The 19,104-nt window shown below is 63.1% G+C and carries 17 protein-coding genes; 10 read left to right on the forward strand and 7 right to left on the reverse strand.

The window, feature by feature from the left end:
* Window positions 1-22: 22 nt before the first annotated feature.
* Window positions 23-229 (forward strand): hypothetical protein, encoded by a 207-nt coding sequence (locus tag ACTJLD_RS10500; RefSeq protein ID WP_091923146.1) that lies wholly within the window; start codon window positions 23-25, stop codon window positions 227-229.
* A gap of 2 nt (window positions 230-231) precedes the next feature.
* Here the strand turns inward: ACTJLD_RS10500 and ACTJLD_RS10505 are convergent, their stop codons facing one another.
* Complete coding sequence (locus tag ACTJLD_RS10505) at window positions 232-1,278, reverse strand: acyltransferase family protein (protein WP_059695940.1); 1,047 nt, start codon at window positions 1,276-1,278, stop codon at window positions 232-234.
* A gap of 253 nt (window positions 1,279-1,531) precedes the next feature.
* Window positions 1,532-2,410: a class I SAM-dependent methyltransferase gene (locus ACTJLD_RS10510; RefSeq protein ID WP_440658667.1), complete on the reverse strand. Its 879-nt coding sequence runs from the start codon at window positions 2,408-2,410 to the stop codon at window positions 1,532-1,534.
* 521 nt (window positions 2,411-2,931) lie between these two features.
* On the opposite strand from ACTJLD_RS10510, the gene ACTJLD_RS10515 reads away from it, so the two are divergent.
* Window positions 2,932-3,123 carry a hypothetical protein gene (locus ACTJLD_RS10515; RefSeq protein ID WP_371141979.1) on the forward strand — a complete coding sequence of 64 codons (192 nt, stop codon included), beginning with the start codon at window positions 2,932-2,934 and terminating at the stop codon, window positions 3,121-3,123.
* Window positions 3,124-3,333: 210 nt separating this feature from the next.
* On the opposite strand, the gene ACTJLD_RS10520 is transcribed toward ACTJLD_RS10515, so the two are convergent.
* The gene (locus ACTJLD_RS10520) at window positions 3,334-4,728 is read right to left on the reverse strand and encodes a phosphomannomutase/phosphoglucomutase (RefSeq protein WP_021161706.1); all 1,395 of its coding nucleotides are present in this window, start codon (window positions 4,726-4,728) and stop codon (window positions 3,334-3,336) included.
* 263 nt (window positions 4,729-4,991) lie between these two features.
* Between ACTJLD_RS10520 and ACTJLD_RS10525 the strand changes: the two genes are divergently transcribed.
* Genes ACTJLD_RS10525 through ACTJLD_RS10545 form a run of 5 tightly spaced genes read left to right on the forward strand, consistent with a single transcriptional unit; the run spans window position 4,992 to window position 10,429 of the window.
* Complete coding sequence (locus ACTJLD_RS10525; protein ID WP_027788175.1) at window positions 4,992-6,248, forward strand: lipopolysaccharide biosynthesis protein; 1,257 nt, start codon at window positions 4,992-4,994, stop codon at window positions 6,246-6,248.
* Entirely contained in the window at window positions 6,245-7,069 is an 825-nt protein-coding gene (locus ACTJLD_RS10530; protein ID WP_027788176.1) for a glycosyltransferase, read from the forward strand. Before ACTJLD_RS10525 ends, ACTJLD_RS10530 begins: the two co-directional genes overlap by 4 nt.
* Before the next feature lie 51 nt (window positions 7,070-7,120).
* Complete coding sequence (locus ACTJLD_RS10535; RefSeq protein WP_440658669.1) at window positions 7,121-8,257, forward strand: glycosyltransferase family 4 protein; 1,137 nt, start codon at window positions 7,121-7,123, stop codon at window positions 8,255-8,257.
* 15 nt (window positions 8,258-8,272) lie between these two features.
* Window positions 8,273-9,295 carry a UDP-glucose 4-epimerase GalE gene (gene galE, locus ACTJLD_RS10540; protein ID WP_027788178.1) on the forward strand — a complete coding sequence of 341 codons (1,023 nt, stop codon included), beginning with the start codon at window positions 8,273-8,275 and terminating at the stop codon, window positions 9,293-9,295.
* Between the two features lie 27 nt (window positions 9,296-9,322).
* Window positions 9,323-10,429, forward strand: a complete 1,107-nt coding sequence (locus ACTJLD_RS10545; RefSeq protein ID WP_027788179.1) for an MraY family glycosyltransferase — start codon at window positions 9,323-9,325, stop codon at window positions 10,427-10,429.
* 86 nt (window positions 10,430-10,515) lie between these two features.
* On the opposite strand, the gene ACTJLD_RS10550 is transcribed toward ACTJLD_RS10545, so the two are convergent.
* Genes ACTJLD_RS10550 through ACTJLD_RS10565 form a run of 4 tightly spaced genes read right to left on the reverse strand, consistent with a single transcriptional unit; the run spans window position 10,516 to window position 15,247 of the window.
* On the reverse strand, window positions 10,516-12,399 hold the full coding sequence (locus ACTJLD_RS10550) for a polysaccharide biosynthesis protein (RefSeq protein WP_027788180.1): 1,884 nt from the start codon (window positions 12,397-12,399) through the stop codon (window positions 10,516-10,518).
* 12 nt (window positions 12,400-12,411) lie between these two features.
* Entirely contained in the window at window positions 12,412-13,428 is a 1,017-nt protein-coding gene (locus ACTJLD_RS10555; protein ID WP_175853319.1) for an MraY family glycosyltransferase, read from the reverse strand.
* A gap of 5 nt (window positions 13,429-13,433) precedes the next feature.
* Window positions 13,434-14,396, reverse strand: coding sequence for a UDP-glucose 4-epimerase family protein (locus tag ACTJLD_RS10560; RefSeq protein WP_440658670.1), 963 nt, complete (start codon window positions 14,394-14,396; stop codon window positions 13,434-13,436).
* On the reverse strand, window positions 14,393-15,247 hold the full coding sequence (locus ACTJLD_RS10565) for a glycosyltransferase (protein ID WP_124536362.1): 855 nt from the start codon (window positions 15,245-15,247) through the stop codon (window positions 14,393-14,395). The genes ACTJLD_RS10560 and ACTJLD_RS10565 overlap by 4 nt, the downstream gene beginning before the upstream one ends.
* Before the next feature lie 745 nt (window positions 15,248-15,992).
* Here ACTJLD_RS10565 and ACTJLD_RS10570 point away from each other — a divergent pair.
* The 3 genes from ACTJLD_RS10570 to ACTJLD_RS10580 all read left to right on the forward strand — a co-directional run bounded on the left by ACTJLD_RS10570 (window position 15,993) and on the right by ACTJLD_RS10580 (window position 19,090).
* A complete protein-coding gene (locus ACTJLD_RS10570; protein ID WP_027788184.1) occupies window positions 15,993-16,820 on the forward strand; it encodes an ABC transporter permease in 828 nt (275 codons plus the stop codon).
* Window positions 16,821-16,937: 117 nt separating this feature from the next.
* Entirely contained in the window at window positions 16,938-18,365 is a 1,428-nt protein-coding gene (locus ACTJLD_RS10575; protein WP_059695955.1) for a mannose-1-phosphate guanylyltransferase/mannose-6-phosphate isomerase, read from the forward strand.
* Between the two features lie 116 nt (window positions 18,366-18,481).
* Window positions 18,482-19,090: an acyltransferase gene (locus ACTJLD_RS10580; protein ID WP_027788186.1), complete on the forward strand. Its 609-nt coding sequence runs from the start codon at window positions 18,482-18,484 to the stop codon at window positions 19,088-19,090.
* The last annotated feature ends 14 nt before the right edge of the window (window positions 19,091-19,104 follow it).

The raw sequence follows: 19,104 nt of genomic DNA on the forward strand, positions 1-19,104 counted from the left end.
GGAGTTGCAGGGAACGGGCCTATTGGCGCGTAAAACCTGCAACTCTTTACAAGGCGACTACAAGGACGTTGCCATCGACGGCAAACTCGATCGGAACCGGCTCAAGGGCGCGCTGGGTGACGCGATCCACGCAGTGCCGTGCGGCGCCAAGCACAACCTGCGGATGGTCCTGCGCAAGCTGATCCACGATGGACGTCTTACGCTGCCCAGTTTCCGCCAGACACATTAAGTTCACCTGGTGCCTGATTGGCTCATGCTCGGTGCGCCGCCAGACACGACGCCACCTTTTGCGCGAACCACATTTCTGCAAGGGTCAACTATCTGCCTGTTCAAGTATTCGAGCGCCGCCGATAAAGCCACGGCCAAGGGGAGCGTGAACCAGAACAACGTCCAGCCAGTTGCCTTCGTAGAAAGAAGGAACTGGATGGCGAAGGCAGCCTGATAGTGGATGAGATAGATCGGGTAAGACAGGCCTCCGATATTTCGATCGATCCATCTGAAATAGCGCCCTTCCGTCGCGGACGCGATGAAGAAGAATGCCACCGCGAATCCCGCCAGATTCAGGTAGTAAGGGATTCCTGCAGCATCGAGCGGGAGGAAATGCAGCGCGCATATAAATCCTGCGTACAGGAGCGTAGCGGTAACCGAGGCATACGTAGTGACGGAAGCCCGACATGCCTTGACTGCGAAATAGAGGCATATTCCGATGCCGTACGGAAGTGCAGCCGCAGGTATCGCATATATCCGCTCGTTCACGTCATGAGCCATCGCAACATGGAACAACACGCCGACAAGCAGGCACAGCACGCCGGTTTTGATGTTGCGCGCAGCACCCAATGCGAGCACCACGTACATGGCAAATTCAACGGCTAGCGCCCATGCCGGCGGCACGACGTGCGATACGCTCGGCTTGCCGGGTAGGGGGAAATCCGGGCGCCAGTACCAGTTCATGGCCAAGCAAGCCCACGATCGCAGCGAATCGGGCAGCAGAAAATTTCGGTGATATGCCTCCGCAAGCGTGGGCTCAAGGGCAATCAGCAAGACCGACATGCCAGCTGCAATCCAGTACATCGGATAGAGCCTCAGGAAGCGGTTCAGGAAGAATCGAAAGAATCCCGATGACCCGAACCCATAATTGCGATGGAGCGTTGCGGTCATCAGATAGCCACTGATCACGAAGAACGTCGACACAGCATAGGTTGCCGTGAGATCAGTCCATCGCCCAAGATGAGCGGCCATGACGATCAGCGCTAGAAAAGTGCGGAGTGCTCCGAGCATGTTGACGGGTCGAATCGGGAAGGGGCGCAATCGCATGTTGCGGGTTGCGCCAATTTTCTCACATCGCGAATCGCCTCTGGTTCGCTCGTAATGCGCTGATCACAATCGGCCGCAGAACCGTTTCGGCATACCGTCTCGTTCGGTTGCGTGCTGGATCTCGAGACGTGGCCGTATCAAGGGGCCCGATCAGACACTGGCGAGCGGCTGGATGCTTACGCCGACTTTCTCCCCGCCGGACATTTGGTTTCGTAAATTAATTACGCCCAGCGAATCGCCTCGCTGCAAGCTTTAGCCAAAGGTCGAGGTTATATAACTTCCGTCGAATTTGATTCTTGACCAGCCGTAGGCCACCCTCTTTCCAGATTTTCTCGGACGGCAGATTGAGATTGTGCGGCCTCCGGATTCGCTGGGCCGGCTTCTCGATGATCATGAACTGATCATCCCCCCGGTCGGACAATTCGTAGTTTGAGTTCCTCATGAACTCTTCAACCGGACTGAAATCCCATAAATGCCATACAAACTCGGCGTTATGTTCAACGACCTCAAATCCGGCATATTCAACGATCTGACGCATTTCGTGTTTCGTGAATTCACGGAAGTGCCAGTCATACATCAATGGCGCTTGTTGCATCATCGCCCGCTGAATTGCCCATAGGCTGGTCGCATTCGGAGTTGAGATTAGCGCACGCCCCCCAACTCGAAGAACCCTGTAGACCTCATCGAGGAAAAAGAATATTCCGTTCAGCGTCGTAGCCTGCCGATAAGAAATGTCCGAAATATGCTCGATGACTTCGGTACAGATTACGTTGTCGACTGAATTATCGGCAAAAGGAAGCGGATCATATCGCAGATCGCTTTTGGTCCCGCGGACGGTTGAGCCTGGAAAGAACGACCATATCACTTTGGAGCTCAAGTATTCGAGGCTACCGATTTCGACACAATACCCTCGGTGAAGCTCGAACGCTTTCATGTATTCGACCGTCAGCGCGAAACGCCTCGTATCGAAATGAAGACCTCCGCCGCCGACGCCAAGACGTCGGCCCTCCTCGTCGACGCGCCTCGTCGCTTCGGTGATTGTCTCCTGATTTATATATGGCGAATCAAACCTCATTCCTGCGGCAATGGTTTCCATATGTCAATGCTCTGTTGACAGCTGGTGGGAATGTTCGGTCAGGACATTGTATAGCATCCTCCGCTATTTCCGAATTGCACCAACCAACGCAGTGATGATAGGGCGCAAACCCGTCTCTGCGTTAGCCGCCTTATCGGCATATTCCACATCGACCGGATGAGTCAGATATTCGGAATAGCCATGAACGCCAGCCCGGGAGCCTTTAGGCTCGTCGAATACACAGATTTTCCCGTATTTGCGCGCTATCTGGCCCGCTTGGATTCTGGATCCGATATGAACCTATATAAATGAAGTCGATGATTTGGGTGTGCATCCGACAGGCGAAGCTGCACTCGACTACCCAATGTCTGGGCAGCAACACGAAACGCGAAGCTGTCCGGGATCATTGCACTGGGTTGAGCTTTGCATTCATCGCACACGCGCAGCTGTTCTCGCAGGTCACGCACCATCTGAAGCAAGGTTCGTAACACGCTCCGGCGTGAGCTGACGTTCGCCGACACCGAGCAAGCAGCCAAGGCCGCATGCAACCCGGTGACACCGGCGCAGCGTTCGCGGCAAGCTGCAAGACAAGATGGTCAACCACAACGCCCGTCCACCGCTTCTCCACGCTGATGGCTGAGCTGGGCGGCATCATGCGCCACATCTGTCGCCCCCCGGACCGGGCGCCGACCTTCGACATTGCCACCACGCCCAAACAAACGCACTCGATCTGATCAGGCAGGCCTGGCCGTAGACAGAAACCGGGGCCTCAAAATCACATCGAATGCTTGCGGCACAAGGACAAACCCACCCCGCTGCGACTGGAATTGCAGTCTAGCCGCACACAGTGCGAAAAGCGGCCTCACGCGATGCGCGTGCGCCGCTTTTCGGACCCAGCCCTGGGGGCGGTTTAGCACCAGTGGCGGCCGCGCCGCCACCGGCACTCAGAACGGCAGCTTGACGTCCGGCTTCGCGGCCGTCAGCACGCGGCGGAAGTCTTCCTGGATGCGCTCGAGCCCTTCCTGCGTCTCGGCCTCGAAACGCATCACGACGACCGGCGTCGTGTTCGACGAACGCGCGAGGCCGAAGCCGTCCGGGTACTCGACACGCAGGCCGTCGATCGTCACGACTTCCTCGGCGCCGTCGAACTTCGCCTCCTTCTGCAGCTTGTCGATCAGGCGGAAGTTCTCGCCTTCGTCGAGCCAGAGCTGCAGCTCGGGCGTGCTCATCGCGTCCGGCAGGCTGTTGAGCAGCGCGCTCGGGTCGGCCGTCTTCGCGAGGATCTCGAGCAGGCGTGCGCCCGTGTAGAGGCCGTCGTCGAAGCCGTACCAGCGATCCTTGAAGAACACGTGGCCGCTCATTTCACCGGCGAGCGGCGCACCCGTCTCGCGCAGCTTCGCCTTCACGAGCGAGTGGCCCGTCTTCCACATCAGCGGCTCGCCGCCCTTCGCTTTCACCCATTGCGCGAGGTGGCGCGTGCACTTCACGTCATAGATGATCTGCGCGCCCGGGTTGCGCGACAGCACTTCTTCCGCGAACAGCATCAGCTGGCGGTCCGGATAGATGATCTGGCCGTCCTTCGTGACGACGCCCAGGCGGTCGCCGTCGCCGTCGAACGCGAAGCCGATCTCGGCGTCGGTGTCCTTGAGCGCCTGGATCACGTCCTGCAGGTTTTCCGGGTGGGCGGGATCGGGGTGGTGGTTCGGGAACGTGCCGTCGATGTCGGTAAAGCGCTCGACGAGCTCGCAGCCGAGCGCCTTGAACAGGCGCGTCGCGAGCGGGCCGGCCACGCCGTTGCCGGCGTCGACGACGAGCTTCATCGGACGGGCCGGCTTGATGTCGCCGACGATGCGCGCGATGTACTGGTCGGCCACGTCGAACTGTTCGTACGAGCCGCTGCCCGTTTCGAAGCGCTCGTCGACGATGCGGCGGTATAGCGCCTGGATCTGCTCGCCGTAGATCGCGGCGCCGCGCAGCACCATCTTGAAGCCGTTGTAGTCGGGCGGGTTGTGGCTGCCCGTGACGACGATGCACGAATCGACTCGGCGCTCGCCGTCCTTCAGCGCGAGCGGCACGTTCGCCGCGAAATAGCCGACCGGCGTGGGCACCATGCCGACGTCGACGACGTCGACACCGGCCGCACGCAGGCCGTCGGCAAGCGCGCCGACGAGCTCCGGCCCGGACAGGCGGCCGTCGCGCGCGACGACGACCGCATCGCCGCCCTGCGCACGCACTTCGCTGCCGAATGCCCGGCCGATCCCGCGCGCCGTGTCGGTGTCGAGCGTCTTGCCGACCACGCCACGAATGTCATATGCCTTGAAGATGGATTGGGAGATCATCGATTCACTTCTCTCAGTTGCGTGCATGGAAAATTGTCTGGCTTGCCTGGCCGCCGCTCGCCGGTGCCGCGCATGATACATGCCCGCCCGGCGAGGAGCGCACCCGCTGGCGCAGAACGGCGGAAGCCACCCCGATCCCACTTATAATCGCGGGTTTTGATGACGCGCATGCCGCCCATTTTAATGCCTAGCCGTCCCGCCGCCGCCGACCTGCAGCCCCCGGGCGCCCTGCCGGCCCCCTTGCGCGCACGCCGCCACAGCGCATGCTGAAGCGCTTCGGCAACCCGGACGTCGCGAAGGCCGTCGCGAATCTCGTCTGGCTGGGGCTCGAACGGCTCACGCAGATCGGCGTCGCGATCGCGATCAGCGGCCTGCTGGCCCGTTATTTCGGGCCGGATGTGTTCGGCAAATGGCAGTATGCGAATACGCTCCTCCTGGTACTGGCACCGCTCACCTGGGTGTGCGGCGCGGAAATCCTCGTCCCGACCATCGTCCAGCGCCCGCCCGCCCAGCTCGGCGCGGTACTCGGCAGCGCATTCGCGCTGCGCATCGCCGTCTCCGCCGCCGCGCTCGTCGCGACCTGGATCGCGATCGCCGCAGGCGCCTTCGATCCGCTGGTCGGCGCGATGCTCGCGGGCCTGGCGGTCACGATGGTGTTCCGCGAGCCGTTCGTCGGCGTCATCAACGCGTGGCTGCAGAGCATGACCTACAGCAAGCCGCAGCTCGTCACCAGCATGGTCACCGCGCTGGCGAAGGCGCTGCTCGTCTGGCTGCTCGTCCGTGCGGCCGCGGGCCCGGCCCGCTTCGCATGGCTGTGGGCGCTCGAGGCCGCCGCCATCGGTTTCGCGCTGATGCTGTACTACCGGCATCGTAACGGCGGCTCGCTCGGCTGGACGTTCGACAAGCCGCTGTTCAGGCACTTTGCGACGGCCGGCACCGTGTTCTGGCTCGGCCTCATCTGCATGTACCTGTTCCTGAAGCTCGACCGCCTGATGCTCGAGCGTCACGTGTCGTTCGCCGATCTCGGCCGCTACTCGGCCGCGCAGCAGCTCAACGAGAACTGGATCACGCTCGCGCTGATGCTCGCGCAGACGATCGCGCCCGCCTTCGTCTATCGCGTGCAGGACGTCGCGCGGCTGCGCCGCAACATCGTCCGGCTGATCGCGATGACGGCCTGCCTGATGACGGCCGGCGCACTCGTGCTCGACGCCGCCGCCCCGCTGATCGTCGGCAAGGTGTTCGGCCGCGGCTACGAGGCGTCGGTCGACATCTTCCGTTGGGCGGTCTGGCTGTCGGTGCCGGCCGGCATCGAGGCGATAGGCAATCTTATCGTTCTCAAATATCAAGCAAAATTCGTGTTGCTGTCGAAATGGCTGCTCGCGCTCGCGATCGCCGCGCTCGTCAACCTGTTCGCGATCCCGCGGCTCGGCCTGTACGGCGCGCTCGTCGGGCTGGCGGCCGGCTATCTGGCCGCCGCCGCCGTCAATTTTTATTACATCCGTTTCAAGCTGCGACCATGACGTCCCCTGATTGCCCGACCCCGCTCGACGACGTGGCCGTGCTGATGCCGGCCTACAACGGGCACGACGACGTCGTCCGGACCCTCGCATCGTTTCGCGAGGACACGCCCGTGCACGTGCTGGTCGTCGATGACGGCAGCACGCCGCCGATCGTCGCGCCCGACCTGCCCGGCCTCACGATCGACGTGCTGCGCATGCCGGAGAACGGCGGCATCGAACGCGCGCTCGCGGCCGGCATCGACGCGCTCGCCGCACGCGGCTTCCGCTTCGCGGCGCGCATCGACGCAGGCGATCTCGCTGCGCCACAGCGCCTCGCGAAGGAGCGCGCGTATCTCGGCGCCCACCCGCGCGTGGCCTGCGTCGGCATGTGGACGCAGGTCGTGTCGCGCGCCGGCGAACCGCGCTTCATGCTGACGCCGCCCGCCGATCCGCGCACGCTGCGCCGCACGCGCTTTCTGCGCTCGCCGCTCGTGCATCCGTCGGTCATGCTGCGCATCGACGCCGTGCGCGAAGTGGGGAACTATCGTGCGAAATACCGTGCGGCCGAGGATCTCGATCTTTTTTTGCGGTTAATGCAACGCTACGATTGCGCGAACCTGCCGGAACTCGGCCTCTATTACGAACTGAACGAGGGCGGGATCAGTGCGACCAAGCGCCGGCGCCAGCTGGTGTCGACGCTCACGCTGCTGTTGAGCCACTTCAACGCGCTGAACCCGTACGACTGGGCCGGCCTCGCCAAGAACCTGCTGCATTTCGTGACGCCGTACCGTACGTTGCAGCGGATCAAGCAGACGCTGTTCGCCGCTCGGCCGTCCGCCTGACGCGCAGCCGGCGTTTTCTGCCATTTCGACGCTTTATTTTTTCTTTTTTTCATGTCCGCCACCTCCCCGCTGCGCATCGCGCTCGTCTGCAACACGGCCTGGGCGATCTACACGTATCGCCACGGGCTGATCCGCGCACTCGTCGCGCGCGGCGCCGACGTCATCGTGATCGCACCGCACGACCGCACGGTGCCCCTGCTCGAGCAGATGGGCTGCCGCTACGTGGCGCTCGCGGTCGCGTCGAAAGGCACGAGCCCGCGCGAGGATCTCGGCACGCTTGCCGCACTGTTCCGTCATTACCGCGCGCTGCAGCCCGATCTCGTGTTTCACTACACGATCAAGCCGAACATCTACGGCTCGGTCGCCGCGTGGCTCGCGCGCGTGCCGTCGATCGCGGTGACGACCGGGCTCGGTTACGTCTTCATCCAGAAGAGCCGCGCGGCGAGCGTCGCGAAGCGCCTGTACCGGTTCGCGTTCCGCTTCCCGCGTGAAGTGTGGTTCCTGAACCGCGACGATCTCGCCACCTTCACCGACGAGCAGTTGCTCGCGCATCCCGATCGCGCGCGGCTGCTGCACGGCGAAGGCGTCGATCTCGAACAGTTCGCGCCGGTGCCGCTGCCGGCCGGCAGCGCCCCCGTCTTCATCCTGATCGGCCGCCTGCTGTGGGACAAGGGCGTGCGCGAATACGTGGAGGCCGCGCGTGTCGTGCGCGAGCGCTTCCCGAACGCGCGCTTCCAGCTGCTCGGGCCGCTCGGCGTCGACAATCCGAGCGCGATCGGCCGCGCGGATGTCGATGCGTGGGTCCGCGAAGGCGTCGTCGAGTATCTCGGCGAAGCGCACGACGTGCGCCCCCATATCGCGGCGACCGACTGCGTCGTGCTGCCGTCGTACCGCGAAGGCGTGCCGCGCACGCTGATGGAAGCATCGGCGATGGGGCGCCCGATCGTCGCGACCGACGTGCCGGGCTGCCGCGACGTCGTCGCCGACGGCGACACGGGCTTCCTGTGCCGCGCGCGCGACAGCGCGAGCCTCGCGGAGCAGCTGCTCCGCATGATCGAACTCGGAACGGCCGGACGCGACGCGATGGGCGCGCGCGGCCGGCAGAAGGTCGTGGCGGAATTCGACGAACAGCAGGTCGTCGAACGCTACCGGCGAACCATCCATTCGCTAACCGGCATCACCCTCTGAAGGAGCGCATCTGCAATGACCGCTAAAGGCACCATCCTCGTTACCGGCGGTGCGGGCTACATCGGCTCGCACACGGCCGTCGAGTTGCTCGACAACGGCTACGATGTCGTGATCGTCGACAACCTCGTCAACAGCAAGGCCGAATCCGTGCGCCGCATCGAGCGGATCACCGGCAAGACGCCCGCGTTCCATCAGGTCGACGTGTGCGACGAAGCCGCGCTCGCCAAGGTGTTCGACGCGCATCCGATCACCGGCACGATCCATTTCGCGGCGCTCAAGGCCGTCGGCGAATCGGTCGAGAAGCCGCTCGAGTACTACCAGAACAACCTCGGCGGCCTGCTCGCCGTGCTCAAGGTAATGCGCGAGCGCAACGTGAAGCAGTTCGTGTTCAGCTCGTCCGCGACCGTGTACGGCGTGCCCGAGCGCTCGCCGATCGACGAGTCGTTCCCGCTGTCCGCGACGAATCCTTACGGCCAGTCGAAGCTGATCGCCGAGCAGATCCTGCGCGATCTCGAGGTGTCGGACCCGACGTGGCGCATCGCGACGCTGCGCTACTTCAATCCGGTCGGCGCGCATGCGAGCGGGCTGATCGGCGAGGATCCGGCCGGCATCCCGAACAACCTGATGCCGTATGTCGCGCAGGTTGCCGTCGGCAAGCTGGAAAAACTGCGCGTGTTCGGCTCCGACTACCCGACGCCGGACGGCACGGGCGTGCGCGACTACATCCACGTCGTCGATCTCGCGAAGGGGCACATCGCCGCGCTCGACGCGCTCGCGAAACGCGACGCGAGCTTCGTCGTGAACCTCGGCACGGGCCAGGGCTACAGCGTGCTGGAAGTCGTGCGCGCGTTCGAGAAGGCATCGGGCCGCCCGGTGCCGTACGAACTCGTCGCGCGCCGCCCGGGCGACATCGCCGAGTGCTACGCGAACCCGCAGGCCGCGGCCGACATCATCGGCTGGCGCGCGACGCTCGGCATCGAGGAAATGTGTGTCGACCACTGGCGATGGCAGGAGGGGAACCCGCGCGGTTTTGTATAATCCGCTGTCCATTTTTCGAGCGATCCCATGCTCAGCTTCGCGTCCGGCTTCATCGTCTCCCTGCTCGTCACGCTGTTCATCGTGCGCTACGCGCACCTTCACGAGAAATTCTCGGTCGACAGCGACCTGGCCGGCGTGCAGAAATTCCACGTGCGGCCCGTGCCGCGCGTGGGGGGCATCGGGATCCTCGCCGGGGTCGTCGTGGCCGCGCTGATTCTGTCCCGGCACTATCCGACGATCGCGGGCAGTATTCTCGGCATCGCGGCCTGCGGGCTGCCGGCGTTTCTGTCCGGCCTCGTCGAGGACCTGACCAAACGCGTGTCGCCGCGCGCGCGGCTGCTCTGCACGATGGGCGCAGCCGCGCTCGCGTTCTGGCTGATGGGTATCGCGGTCACGCGCATCAGCGTGCCTCCGCTCGATTTCCTGCTCCACTACGCGGCCATTTCGGCGTTCATCACCGTGCTCGCGGTCGCGGCGCTCGCGAACGCGGTCAACATCATCGACGGCTTCAACGGGCTCGCGTCGATGGTCAGCTTCATGATGTTCGCATCGCTCGCTTACGTGGCGTTCCAGGTCCGCGACCCGGTCGTCATGTCGGCGTCGATCATCATGATGGGTGCCGTGCTCGGCTTCTTCCTGTGGAATTTCCCGGCCGGGCTGATCTTCCTCGGCGACGGCGGCGCGTATTTCATCGGCTTCATGCTCGCGGAACTCGCGATCATGCTCGTGATGCGCAACCGCGAAGTGTCGGCCTGGTACCCGGTGCTGCTGTTCATGTACCCGATCTTCGAGACCTGCTTCTCGATCTACCGGAAGAAATTCATTCGTGGGATGTCGCCGGGGATTCCGGACGGCGTGCACCTGCACATGCTCGTGTACAAGCGGCTGATGCGCTGGGCCGTCGGCACGAAACACGCGCACGACCTCACGCGCCGCAATTCGCTGACGTCGCCGTACCTGTGGCTGCTGTGTCTCGTCGCGGTGATACCCGCGACGCTGTTCTGGCGGCACACGGTGCACCTGTTCGTGTTCGTCTTGCTGTTCGCGCTGACCTACGTGTGGCTGTATCTCAGCATCGTGCGGTTCCGCGTGCCGCGGTGGATGGTGGTGAGGAAGGAGCGGCGCAGCCACTGAACGGCCTGCCGGCTTCATCAAAAAAACGCCCCGCGGGGCGTTTTTTTTCGTCATTGCCATGCGGTTCGAACCGCCGCCCGGCCAAGTTACCCGTTCGATACGACGCGCACCGACGGCACGCTCTGCAGCGTCGGGGTAACGGCCGTTTGGTATTCCGGCACCCAGCGCCGCAGGTCTCGCCGCACTTCGTCATCGGGCAGGACACGATGCTGCATCAGCCACGGCAGCAGCTCGTCGAGGAAATTGTCCGGTACTTCCCGCGCACGCGCGATCCGCAGTTTCGGATGCGGGGTGCGCGTCGTCGCCTCGTCGTCCGCGAGCAGCTCCTCGTAGAGCTTCTCGCCGGGCCGCAGCCCGGTGAACTCGATCTGGATCTGATCTTCCGAGAAACCGTACAGGCGGATCAGGTCGCATGCGAGATCGACGATCTTCACCGGCTCGCCCATGTCGAGAATGAAGATCTCTCCGCCGTGCCCCATGCTCGACGCCTGCAGCACGAGTTGCGACGCCTCCGGGATCGTCATGAAGAAGCGCGTGATCTCCGGGTGCGTGACCGTCACCGGGCCGCCCTTCGCGATCTGCTGCTGGAACTTCGGAATCACGCTGCCCGCGCTGCCCAGCACGTTGCCGAAACGCACGGTTTCGAACTGGGTGCGCCCGCTCGTCTGCTGCAACGCCTGGCAGGCCATTTCCGCGAGGCGCTTGCTCGCGCCCATCACGTTGGTCGGATTGACCGCCTTGTCGGTCGAGATCAGCACGAAGTGACGCACGTCGTGGCGGATCGCCGCACGGGCCACGCGATACGTGCCGAGCACGTTGTTGCGCAGCGCCTGCCATGCGTTGTGCTCCTCCATCAGCGGCACGTGCTTGTAGGCCGCCGCATGGAACACGATATGCGGTACGTGGCGGGACATCACCTGATCGAGCAGCAGGGAATCCTTCGCGTCGCCGATGATCGGCACGACCGGCTGATCGGGGAAGCGCTCGCGCAGTTCCTCGGTCAGGCGGTACATCGCGTACTCGGACAGGTCGAACGCGACGAGTTGCGCTGGCGCGAAACGCAGGATCTGCCGGCACAGCTCGGAACCGATCGAGCCGCCAGCGCCCGTCACCATCACGACACGACCGCGAAGCAGCGCCTCGACGTGCGGCGTGTCGATCGTCACGGCGTCGCGGCCGAGCAGATCCTCGAGGTCGATCTCGCGGATCTGGGACAGGAAGCCCTGCCCCGGCATCAGTGCGGTCAGCGACGGCAGCACCATCACTTTCAAGCCGGCGCGCACGCAGAGGGTCGCCGTCCGGCGCTGCACCTCGACCGACGCGGACGGAATCGCCACGATCGCGTATTCGATCTTCAGTGCCTCGGTCCAGTGCGCGACGTCGTCGAGCGAGCCGAGCACCTTGTAGCCGTAGATTTCGCGGCCCTGCTTCGTCTTGTCGTCATCCAGCAGGCCGACGAGACGCCATTCGCCCGAGCGCGACAATTCGCGCGCCAGGTTCGCGCCTGCCGTGCCCGCGCCGATCACGAGCACCGGCTTGCCCTGCCCGACGAGGCCGCCGTACAGGTAAAACTCCTTCATCGCGCGATACAGCGCACGAGCGCCGCCCATCATCAGGAACAGCATCAGCGGGGAGACCAGCAGCACGGAACGCGGGATGATCGGCGACGGCTGGAACATCACGGCGCCGATCATCACAATCACGCCGCCGCCCGCAAGCGCCTTCGAAATCCGCACCAGGTCCGGCAGGCTCGCGAACACCCACAGTCCGCGATACAGGCCGAACAGGTGGAACGTCAGCGCATAGACGGGAAGCACCCAGGCGAGCGCAGTCAGCGAGCCCCTCAGGAAATCGGGCGGAACGCTACCGTTGAAGCGAACGAGATAGGCGAACAACCACGCGACGACAACCGCCAGCAGATCGAACAGGAAAGCACTGAGTGACAGCCATGATGCTTTGGATCGCAACATCGGCGAGAGACCTCACGAATTGTTATCAATGACCGTCCGCAGCCGGCGCCAGCGCATGTCGATCGCCACGCCGATACACATCAGCACGCCATACCACGCCAGGAACACCAACCATTGCAGCAGGACAGGACGACCGAGCGCCCAGAAAGCGACGACGATGCCCAGGAGCATGATGAGGTACCAATAAACGGCAGTACGCTCGTGACTCATGCCGGAACGCACCATCCTCTGATAATAGTGCTCCCGGTGCGCTTGCCAGAACTTTTCTCCGCGTAACAAACGTCTCAGAAGCGTTACAGATGCATCGGCAATAAACGGAGCGAACACCGCCGCCGGAAACCAGACCGGCCAAATGCCACCGTGCCAGCCCCAATAGCCGAGCGCGCCGGCCATGAATCCGAGAGGGATCGAACCTGCGTCGCCAAGAAACAGTCGCGCCGGATGGAAGTTCAGCAGCAAAAAGCCGAACGCGGCCCCCGCGATCGCCCCGCCCGCGACGACGAGATCCGGGGACGGTTGCGCGCCGGCCAGTGCCGCAACGGCGTAGGCTCCGAAGCCGAACAGCGCCATGCCGCCGGCGAGGCCGTCCGCTCCGTCCATGAAATTGTAGAGATTGGTCAGCCAGACCATCACGAAACCAATCCCCACGAGCAGCCACCATGGGGCGGCGGCCGGGTAGATGACGATCAGCGCCACGACCGCGGTCAAATGCGCCGCAAACCGCACACGAGCGGGTAGCCCGCGCCGATCGTCGAGCTGCGACAGGGCCGCCAGCCCCGCCGCCGCCACGGCGATGAACCACATCTGTGGCGCGAGCCACAGCAATGCGACAACGCAGACCGGCACGATGCCCCAGCCACCGACGCGCGGCGTCGGGCGCGTATGCAGCGAGCGTTCATTTGGGATGTCGGTGGCAAGTCGCCACGCCAGTCCGGTGGCGAGCAGCACGCGCAGGATCGTCGTCGTGGCGACGGCCGCGCCCGTTGCCACTGCTACCGCGGCAAACCACGTGTTAATCGTGAAGTGCATGTTGCCTATTTCTGTAAGTGGCGCGAACGATACCATGCGGCCGTTGCCTCGAGGCCCTGCCGCGTCGTATAGGGCGGATGCCAATTCAGTACCCGCCTCAAGCGCCCCGTGTCGAGCTGCAGGCTGCCCGTCAGGCGATCGACGACAGCGCTTCGACCGGTCAGCCGACCGAGCGCGCGCAACGCACCTGCCGGCACCGGGAACAGCCTTGCCGGCTTGCCGAGCGCGTCACCGACCATCCGCAGCAATCCGGCAACCGAGGGCGCATCGTCGTCAGCGACGTGGAAGCACTCGCCCGCCGCACGCGGATCGATTGCGCAGTGCAGCAGGGCATCGGCAAGGTTGTCGACATAGACAACGCTGCGACGAGCAGGAATCGCGGCCAAGGGCAATGGCGCACCGCGGAATACGGCATCCATCATCCGGAGGAAATTGGCGCGTACCCCCGGCCCGTAGACGAGCGGCGGACGGACGACGACGACTTCGAGACCGGCCTCACCGAGCCGGGCCAGCTGCTGCTCGGCACGCAGCTTCGAGCGCCCGTATGCATCCTGCGGGTCCGGGACGGCATCCTCCGCGAGCGGTACGCCCGCGTCGCCCTCGCCCACTACCTTGATGCTGCTCGCGAAGACGAACCGGCGCACACCATGCATGCGCGCGGCATCGGCAACCTGCAACGTGCCCGCTACGTTGGTCGCATCGAAGGCGGCGTCCGGATCGGAGGATTTGTCGTGCATCACGTGTACCCGCGCGGCCAGATGGATCACGCAATCGGCCTGCAAATCATCGGGCCACGCACCAGCGACTCCCTCGAAGTCGGGTGCGTCGTGCACCCACTCTCGCACGCCCTCGATACACCCACCCGGCCGGCGCACCAGCGCCGTGACGGTATGCCCCGCCGCCAGCGCAAGTCGGCACACAGCGTGGCCGACGAAACCGTTCGCACCGGTTACGACAATGCGGCTCACCACAACCTCCAGCCGAACCGGCTATAGAACTTCAGCGCGGACACTGCGAACATCCGAATGTGCGCGAAGCCCTTGCGCGAGGCGCCTCCGCCGTGGTGAATCACGCGGATGGACGGGACATAGGCGACACGCGCGACATTGTGGGTGCGCAAGCTCAAGTCATAGTCCTCGAAATACAGGAAATAACGAGGGTCAAAGCCCCCTAGGGTCTTCAGCACGTTCGTTCGAAACAGCATGAAACAACCGCTGATGATTGGGGGATCCCAGACGACGGACATGCCGTCGATGGTATCGCGCATTTCATAGCGGGCAAGTCGCTTCCGGAACGGCCGTCTGGCCCAGGTCGGCAAGAAGCCGCGAACCAGCAGGTCGACGATCGACGGAAACCGTCGACAGAGATACTGAAACCCGCCTGCTCCATCCCCGACCCAGGGAGCGATCAAGCCCGTATCGGCGTGCGATTTGAAAAACGTACGGGCCAACACCAATGCCTGCGGATCCAGATCGATATCCGGATTCAGGATCAAGTGCAACGACCCGCTGGAATGCTCGATCGCAAGATTGTGGCCACGCCCATAACCGACGTTGCCATGCCCCGTCAATATTCGGCATACCACGCCTTGCGCGCTGAGCCGGTCGACCGCCCCCGAAATGTCGCAGAGTCCGCCGTTGTCGACCAGGAACAGCTCGACGGGGTATTCAGGTGAAACCACCCGCAGGTTCTCGCACGCTGCGCCGAGGCTGTCGAGCGTCTGCCGCAGCTGCGCGATATCGGGGCGGTATACGACCAGGGAAATGGAGAGACCATCGACGTCATCGGACTGACGTTGTGGGGCGCTTATGACATTCATCCGGAATTCGGCTAAGCGCTTGACTGCAGCAAGCGCGATGGGTTGGCTGGCCCGTCTGGGAGACAGCGGGCTTACTCATTTGTCAGGCGTGCAGGGAATGCCTGCCGCGTGCTCGCGATACGGGTGCAATTCTAACTGCTCGCACCCTTGCCGGACGCGCCCGTCCCGGGACGCCGTGCAATGCCGCTGCCCTCGATCCGTGCCGGCCCAACGCGTTCGGCCCTGATCGGCGACCAGGGCGAGCCACGGCCGGACGGGTTCCAGCACGAGATACGCCCCCTTCCAGGACGCGCCTCTCTCGCGGCGCCGAATGCCGTATCTCATAAACACCAGGAGGCCTGAGCATGTCAATCCCCCGCCGGACGCCTAGTTGTTAAAAGATGTGAAAACATTAACATCTATTGCGCGTCATCGGCATTCCGGCGATCATGCTTGGTTTCCATGGGCGAGCCGTCGTCAGTCGGTACCGGTCCGGTCTCAACCCAGCGTCACCAAGCGCCGCCAATCAAGGCAGAGAGCGCTTCAGTCCAGGGCTGGACGGATGGCCTGCATTAGAATACGTTGCGGGCGATGGCACCTTGTTTGCCCGATCGCTCAGGATTGAAGTCGGGAGCACATTGAAACGTCGCGGTCAACTGGATTGCCGCCTTTTTCAGACTCACGACACCCCGCAACAATGGCTGCGCCACGTGGGCGAGGGGTTGGGGGCTCCATCACCGATCCGAATGCAACGACACGCAACTTGATGAATCCGAACTCGAAGCACCCGGCATCGCCGATGGCGATCGCCCGTAGCATTTACCGTAATCGCGGACTGATTCTGCAAATGACTCAACGCGAGGTCGTCGGGCGCTATCGCGGGTCAGCAATGGGTCTTGCGTGGTCGTTCTTCAATCCCGTGCTGATGCTCGTCGTCTACACCTTCTTCTTCTCCGTCATCTTCAAGTCGCGGTGGGGTACCACGAGCGACGACAAGGCAAGCTTCGCGATCGTCCTGTTCGTCGGCCTGATCCTCCACAGCCTGCTGGCAGAGTGCATCAACCGGGCGCCGACGTTGATCCTTGCAAACGTCAACTACGTCAAGAAGGTTATTTTCCCGCTCGAGATACTGCCGGTGGTCGCGCTCGCGTCAGCGCTGTTCCACAGCGCGATCAGCCTGCTGGTCCTGATCATCGCCGAGTGCATCCTTATCCACTCGCTGCCCTGGACCGCCATCCTGTTCCCCGTCGTCATGCTGCCGCTGATCGTCGGCTCACTGGGGCTCGCATGGTTTCTGTCGGCTTTGGGCGTCTACATTCGAGACATTTCGCAGATTACCGGTGTCATCACGTCAGTGCTGATGTTCCTGTCGCCGGTTTTCTACCCCGTGTCGAATCTGCCGCCACAGTATCGGTCCTGGATCGAACTCAACCCCCTTACGTTCATCATCGAAGAGGGACGCAACACGCTGATCTTCGGGCACCCCCCCGACTGGACGAACTGGCTAACCTGCATGATCGCATCGCTGCTTCTCGCGTGGTTCGGATTCTGGTGGTTCCAGCGGACCCGAAAGGGATTCGCAGACGTCCTGTAATCCATGCCAGCGCGCTCGCCTGCCGCCTTGCATCAGTGGCAGTGGCCGGGCACGCGGATAGATCGCCGACCGATCGGATCATGACGCGATAGAGCAATCACCGGAGATATTCTGCACATGTCGACGCAGCCCCAAATAGTTCCCACCATCCTGTGTGGCGGCGCAGGCTCTCGCCTGTGGCCCGTTTCGCGCGAATCCCATCCGAAGCCGTTCATCCGCCTCGAAGATGGCGAGAGCCTGCTGCAAAAGGCATTCAAGCGCGGCGCCCAGCTTCCGGGCGTCACCGAAGTCGTGACCGTCACGAACCGCGAGTTGTACTTCAAGACGAGCGACGAATTCAGCACCGTCAATACCGGGCATCTGTCGACGTCGTTCATCCTCGAGCCGTTCGGCCGCAATACGGCCGTCGCGATCGCCGCCGCCGCGCTGCGTGTTGCCGCAACGCTCGGCGAAAATGCAATCCTGCTGGTGCTTCCCGCGGACCACCTCGTGACAGACGATGCCGCCTTCGCGACCGCCGTCCAGGAAGCTGCCGCCCTGGCGCTCAAGGGTGCGCTGGTCACCTTCGGCATCACGCCGACGTTTGCGGAAACCGCATACGGATACATCGAGGCAGACGGCACGCGGGTCAAGCGATTCGTGGAAAAGCCGACGGTGGACGTGGCCAGGCAATACGTCGAGTCGGGATCGTTCCTGTGGAACTCCGGCATGTTCTGCTTTACCGCCGCATTCCTGCTGGCGGAAATGGCAAAACATTGCCCCGACGTGCTCGAAGCCACGCGTGCATGCATCGCGCAGTCTCGTCAGTCGGAAGGCGGCGGCGTTTCATTGGTCGAACTGAACGGTGACCTGCTGAATCGCACGCCCGATATTTCGATCGACTACGCGCTGATGGAGCGCTCCGACAAGGTTGAGGTCGTGCGCTGCGATATCGGCTGGAGCGATATCGGTTCGTGGAATGCGCTCGGCGACCTGTTGAAACCGGACGACCACGGCAATCGTGTGGACGGCGAAGCGCTGCTCCACGATGTCAGCAATTGCTACATCCGTAGCGACAACCGGCTGGTCGGCGCCGTAGGCGTCAAGGACCTCCTGGTCGTCGACACCCCAGACGCACTCCTCATTGCCGATCGCAATCGCGCGCAAGACGTTCGGCACGTCTACGCGGCCCTCAAGTCGCAAGGACACGAAACCTTCCGCGTACATCGAACGGTAGGCCGTCCGTGGGGCATGTATACGGTTCTCGAAGAAAGCACCCGCTTCAAGATCAAGCGAATCGAGGTCAAACCGGGCGCAAGCCTCAGCCTGCAGTTGCATCATCATCGCAGCGAACACTGGATCGTGGTGAGCGGCATGGCCCTCGTCGTCAACAACGACGAGGAGTTTTACCTGCGCACCAATGAATCGACCTATATCCCGGCCGGACACAAGCACCGTCTGACCAATCCGGGCGTCGTCGACCTCGTGATGATCGAAGTCCAGAGCGGCGACTACCTCGGCGAAGACGACATCGTCCGCTTCGACGACAACTACGGTCGAAGCTAGCCTTCTGCCATCGCGCAAAGGCGGTTGCAGTCGTCGTCCTTTCCGGCGCGCGACGACAGCAACCGTCTGATCAACCGCTCCCTCACATCATGACCAATGCAAGCTTCCGAGGCCGCATGAAAAGCAGGATCAAGGCCCGCCTGCTAGCGTCGTCGACGTATTTTTTTCTGGCCGCGCTCAAGTACTACATCGGCAACAACTTCATTGCGCGCATGCCGATTGAAAGAGTCCGCAACTTCTACTATCGACGCGTGCTGGGTATCGTCATCGGCCAACGAACGCACGTCAGCATGCGGCAGTTCTTCACCGGGTACCACACGCGCTGCAACGTGCGCATCGGCGACAACTGCGTGCTCAATCGTGAGATCTACCTGGACGGTCGCACGGGCATCGAGATCGGAAACAACGTCAACATCTCGTTCCAGTGCTGCCTTCTCAGCCTGCATCACGATCACAACCACCCGGGTTTCATGTCGATCGGCGGCGTCGTGACCATCCACGACCACGCATGGCTGGGCGCGCGCGCCATTATCCTGCCAGGCGTGACGATCGGCAAAGGCGCAGTCGTCGCGGCCGGCGCGGTCGTCACGAAGGACGTCCCGGATTTCACCGTGGTCGGTGGTGTGCCTGCAAAAATCATCGGTCAACGCAATCCCGACATTGCCTATCTGACCGACTTTTCTCCTTTCTTCGACACCGACGTGTTTGACGAATCCCGTGGCTAATATGCAGAAAAAGA

This window comes from Burkholderia sp. 22088, from assembly GCF_052045915.1.
GTDB classification, from domain to species: domain Bacteria; phylum Pseudomonadota; class Gammaproteobacteria; order Burkholderiales; family Burkholderiaceae; genus Burkholderia; species Burkholderia cepacia.